Below are 4007 nucleotides of genomic sequence, written 5' to 3'. Positions count from 1 at the left end.
CCTGGGGGATCAGCTTCGCGCGGATCGCGATGCAGAAGACGCTCTCGCCGGAGGAAGCGGACTACCGGCGGGGCTATCTGATCGCCTTGACGGGCCTGACCATCGTGCTCGTCACCATCAGCCCCTGGAATTCCAGCTCCGTCTTCATAATGCTCTACGTCGGCGCCGGCGGCTGGTTCTATCTGCGGCCTCAAGAAGCCGAGATCCGGGACGCCGCGGTCCGCAGCCGTCGGGCCGCCCAGACGCGCGCCTTCGGCGTCGTGCCGCCGGCGGCGACTCCGGCCCCCGGCGGGGCGGCCATGAGTGGCCAGTCATCGGGAGGGGTGCCCTCGTGATCGAGACCTATCGCAAGCTCCTCGACCTGCTGACGCCGCGGGAGCGGCGGAGGTTCTACCTTCTGCTGGCGATGATCGTGGTGATGGGCCTCCTCCAGATGCTTACCGTGGCGTCGATCCTGCCGCTGATGTTCGTGCTCCAGCACCCGGCCATCATAGAGACCAACGCCTATCTGTCATGGGTCTATTCGACCTTCGGCTTCACCAGCCACCAGAGCTTCACGCTGGCGCTCGCCTCCGGCGTCTTCATCTTCGTGATCTTCGGGATGGTCTTCAAGATGGTGACGACCTACGCCACCTACCGCTTCAGCATGCGGCGCAGCTATACCATCTCGAGCCGGATGCTGAGCGGCTATCTGCTCCAACCCTACACCTGGTTTCTCGATCGGCATAGCGCCGCCCTCGGCGCGGCGGTGCTGGGCGAGGTGCAGAAGGTCGTGGCGACGGCATTGCTGCCGGCGATGAAGTTCCTCACCGGGCTGGTGACGTCGGTGGCGCTGGTCGCGCTGCTCCTTGTGGCGCGGCCGGGAGTGGCACTCGTCACCGCTGGGATGATCGGCGGGGTCTATGTCCTGCTCTATGTGGGCGTGCGACGGCGTATCAATCACATGGGCAGAGAACGCCACCAGCTGAACGAGCAGCGGTTTCGCATCGTTGGCGAAGCTTTCGGCGGGATGAAGGACGTGAAGCTCCTCGGGCTCGAAGGGTACTTCGTCGACCGCTTCCGGGGCCCGGCGCGGCGCATTGCCGAATACGATGCCATCAGCATGAGCCTGGTCGAAGTACCGCGCCATGTGATCGAGGGCGTCGCCTTCGGCGGCCTCGTGGGCTTCATCCTCTATCTGCTGATCACCGGGGAGGGATCGTTCAGCAGCGTGATACCCATCCTTTCGCTCTTCGCCTTCGCGGCCATCCGCCTCTTCCCCTCCCTGCAGCAGGTCTATGGCTCGCTCGGCCAGATGCGTTTCGCCACGGGCACCCTCGACAAGCTGCACAAGGATTTTGTGGCCATGGCCGCCGCCACGCCGATCCGCCCCGCATCCGGGAAGAGCGCTCCGGCACTGCGCTTGACCGAGCGGCTCGAGATCGAGGACGTGCACTACGCCTATCCGCATGCCGAGCGCACGGCGGTCCAGGGCCTGAGCCTCGTGATCCCGGCCAGGAGCACCGTCGGCATTGTCGGCGGCACCGGGGCCGGCAAGACCACGACCGTCGACATCATGCTCGGGCTGCTCGTGCCCGATCGCGGCACGCTCTCGGTCGACGGCATCCCGATCACGGCCGAGAACCTGCGCGCCTGGCAGCGCTCGATCGGCTACGTGCCGCAGCAGATCTTCCTCGCCGACGACACGGTGGCGGCGAATATCGCCTTCGGGCGCGCCGCCGAGGACATCGACCAGGCGGCGGTGGAGCGGGCGGCGCGGATCGCCGAGCTCCACGACTTCGTCATGCGCGAGCTCCCGGACGGCTACGCCACCAAGGTCGGCGAGCGCGGGGTCCGGCTCTCGGGCGGGCAGCGGCAGAGGATCGGCATCGCCCGCGCCCTCTACCACGATCCCGACGTCCTGATCCTCGATGAGGCGACGAGCGCGCTCGACAACCTGACCGAGCGGGCGGTGATGGATGCGGTGCACAACCTAGGCCGGGCCAAGACCGTGGTGATGATCGCGCACCGGCTCTCGACCGTGCGCGAGTGCGACACGATCTTCATGCTCGAGGGTGGCCGGGTGGTCGCGGAGGGCAGCTACGACGCGCTGATCGAGAGCAACCGCCAGTTCCGGGCGCTCGCCGGTGCCTGAGGGGGCGATGGACCGCCTGTCTCCGTCCGCGGCCTCGCTCTCGGCGGGGCACGCGCCGCTCGAGATCTGCGCGAACCCGATGCTCGGGACCTATGCCGCGACGGTCTGCGCCATCGTGCACGACGAGATGTTCTTCCTTCCGGCCTTCCTCGCACACTACCGCCGCCTCGGGGCCGACCGCTTCATCGTCCTCGACGACCGTTCGACCGACGGGACCCGCGAGTTCCTCGCCGGTCAGCCCGACGTGATGGTGATCGGCAGCGGCATCCGCTACTTCGCGCAGGTCTCCTATCCGCCGGAGACGCTCGCCCGGATCCGAGAGACCCGGGCGGTCCGCCTCTGGCGCGACCAGCTGCTCGACCAGTTCTGCGTTGGCCAATGGGCGGTGGTGGTCGACCCGGACGAGTTCCTGGCGCTGCCGACGAACCTGCCGACCTTCTTCGCGTCCCTCGCCGCCGAAGGCGCCGAGGCGGCTTGGGGGGTCATGGTCGACATGTACCCGGAACGGGTGCGCGACATCCTCGGCCGGGACTCCGTGCACTTCCGCCTTGACGACGCCTGGTTCTTCGACGCGAGGCCCCATCTCGATCCGCGCCAGCCGCGCGAGAGCCCGCCCGTTCCGCGCACCGTCTATCCGGGGAGCGTGGCGCGGCTCTTCGCCACCTGGGGCGTCCTGCCGCAGGGCACGCTGGTGCGGCGGATCCGTCGTCGGCTCTCCGGCTACCGCTACCAGGGAGCCAGTCCGATCCACAAGACCCCGGTCGTCCTCTGGCGCCCGGGGGACTGGTTCCTGAACTGCCACGTGACCAGCAAGCCGGTCGCCCCCCGGGTCGTCCCGATCATGCACTTCAAGTTCACCGCCGACCTCGGACGCAAGATCGAGTATGCGCTCGCCACCGGTGGCTACAACCAGGCCTCGCGCAGCTACCGGCTCTACGCCACGCTGATCGAGCGGATGCACGCGCGGGACGGAGCCTTCGTCGCCGGCGTCTCGCGGCGCTACCGGGGTCCGCGCGACTTCACCGAAGCCGGGATCGCCCTATAAAGCCGTCACGACCCTACCTTGACTCGCCTCCCGGCCGTCCTCTAGCTGACCCAACGTCCGAGACCACAGGTTGTCCCATGCCCAGTCGCCGTTCCGTACTCGCCCTGATGGCTTCGCTTCTCGGCCTGCCGCTCGCCGGCCCTGCCGCCGCATTTGTCGCGCCGGGCCCTGAGATCCGCCGTTTCGGTCGCCACTATATCGTCAACGGCTGGGTGCTGACCGCCCGGGATCTCGGCCTCATTGGCCTTGATGCGCGGTGACGCCGGCGGCTCTGCCATCCCGACCCACACCATCATGCAGCTGGCGCTCCGGCTCGGCGATCACCTCAAGAGGGTGCTGAAGGGGTGATGGCATGAACGGCTTCGCGTACCGATTGCGCTGCTGGCAGTATCTGCTGGAGCAGCGGCTCGCGGGCCGCTACGTCTTCATACATATCAACAAGTGCGGCGGTACCAGCGTCGAGGCGGCCCTCGGCATCCCGAAGCTGCACGATAGCGCACGGCTGCGCCGGTTGAAGATCGGCCGGTATCGCTGGGACGCGGCCTTCACCTTTGCGCTGGTGCGCCACCCCTATAGCCGACTGATCTCCTTCTACAAGTACCGCGTCCGCTACAACCAGACAGGCCTGCGTGACGATCGGCCGCTCGACTTCAACGCTTGGATTCGCGCGACGCTCGCCGACCGGAACCCGGCCTACTACGACCAGCCACGGATGTTCGCGCCTTGCTTCCACTGGGTCTCGGACCGGAGCGGTCGCATCATCGTCGACTACATCGCCAAGCTCGAAACGATCGAGGAGCAATGGCCGGTCATCCAGGAACGGATCGG

General features: G+C 67.4%; 5 protein-coding genes. All 5 read left to right on the top strand.

The window, feature by feature from the left end; genetic code table 11:
* Positions 1-335 (top strand): hypothetical protein (locus tag Q0112_RS00245; protein WP_297970054.1); only part of this gene is annotated, 335 nt, incomplete at its 5' end.
* A complete protein-coding gene (locus Q0112_RS00240; protein WP_297970053.1) occupies positions 332-2134 on the top strand; it encodes an ABC transporter ATP-binding protein in 1803 nt (600 codons plus the stop codon). The genes Q0112_RS00245 and Q0112_RS00240, both read left to right, overlap by 4 nt.
* Before the next feature lie 7 nt (positions 2135-2141).
* A complete protein-coding gene (locus Q0112_RS00235) occupies positions 2142-3179 on the top strand; it encodes a glycosyltransferase family 2 protein (RefSeq protein WP_297970052.1) in 1038 nt (345 codons plus the stop codon).
* 107 nt (positions 3180-3286) lie between these two features.
* The gene (locus Q0112_RS00230) at positions 3287-3439 is read left to right on the top strand and encodes a hypothetical protein (RefSeq protein WP_297970051.1); all 153 of its coding nucleotides are present in this window, start codon (positions 3287-3289) and stop codon (positions 3437-3439) included.
* Positions 3440-3531: 92 nt separating this feature from the next.
* On the top strand, positions 3532-4007 hold a 476-nt coding region (locus tag Q0112_RS00225; RefSeq protein WP_297970050.1), incomplete at its 3' end, for a sulfotransferase family 2 domain-containing protein.

Origin of the sequence: uncultured Amaricoccus sp., from assembly GCF_937858865.1 — a bacterium.
In the GTDB taxonomy this organism is placed as follows: Bacteria; Pseudomonadota; Alphaproteobacteria; order Rhodobacterales; family Rhodobacteraceae; genus Amaricoccus.
The sequence above is the reverse complement of the archived record's forward strand: the minus strand, read 5'-3'. Positions and strand labels throughout refer to the sequence as shown.

What these genes read in the sequence shown, in the direction of transcription:
- Q0112_RS00235 (WP_297970052.1), top strand. Translation starts at nt 2,142, where the DNA reads ATGGACCGCCTGTCTCCGTCCGCGGCCTCGCTCTCGGCGGGGCACGCG.
- Q0112_RS00230 (WP_297970051.1), top strand. Translation starts at nt 3,287, where the DNA reads ATGGCTTCGCTTCTCGGCCTGCCGCTCGCCGGCCCTGCCGCCGCATTT.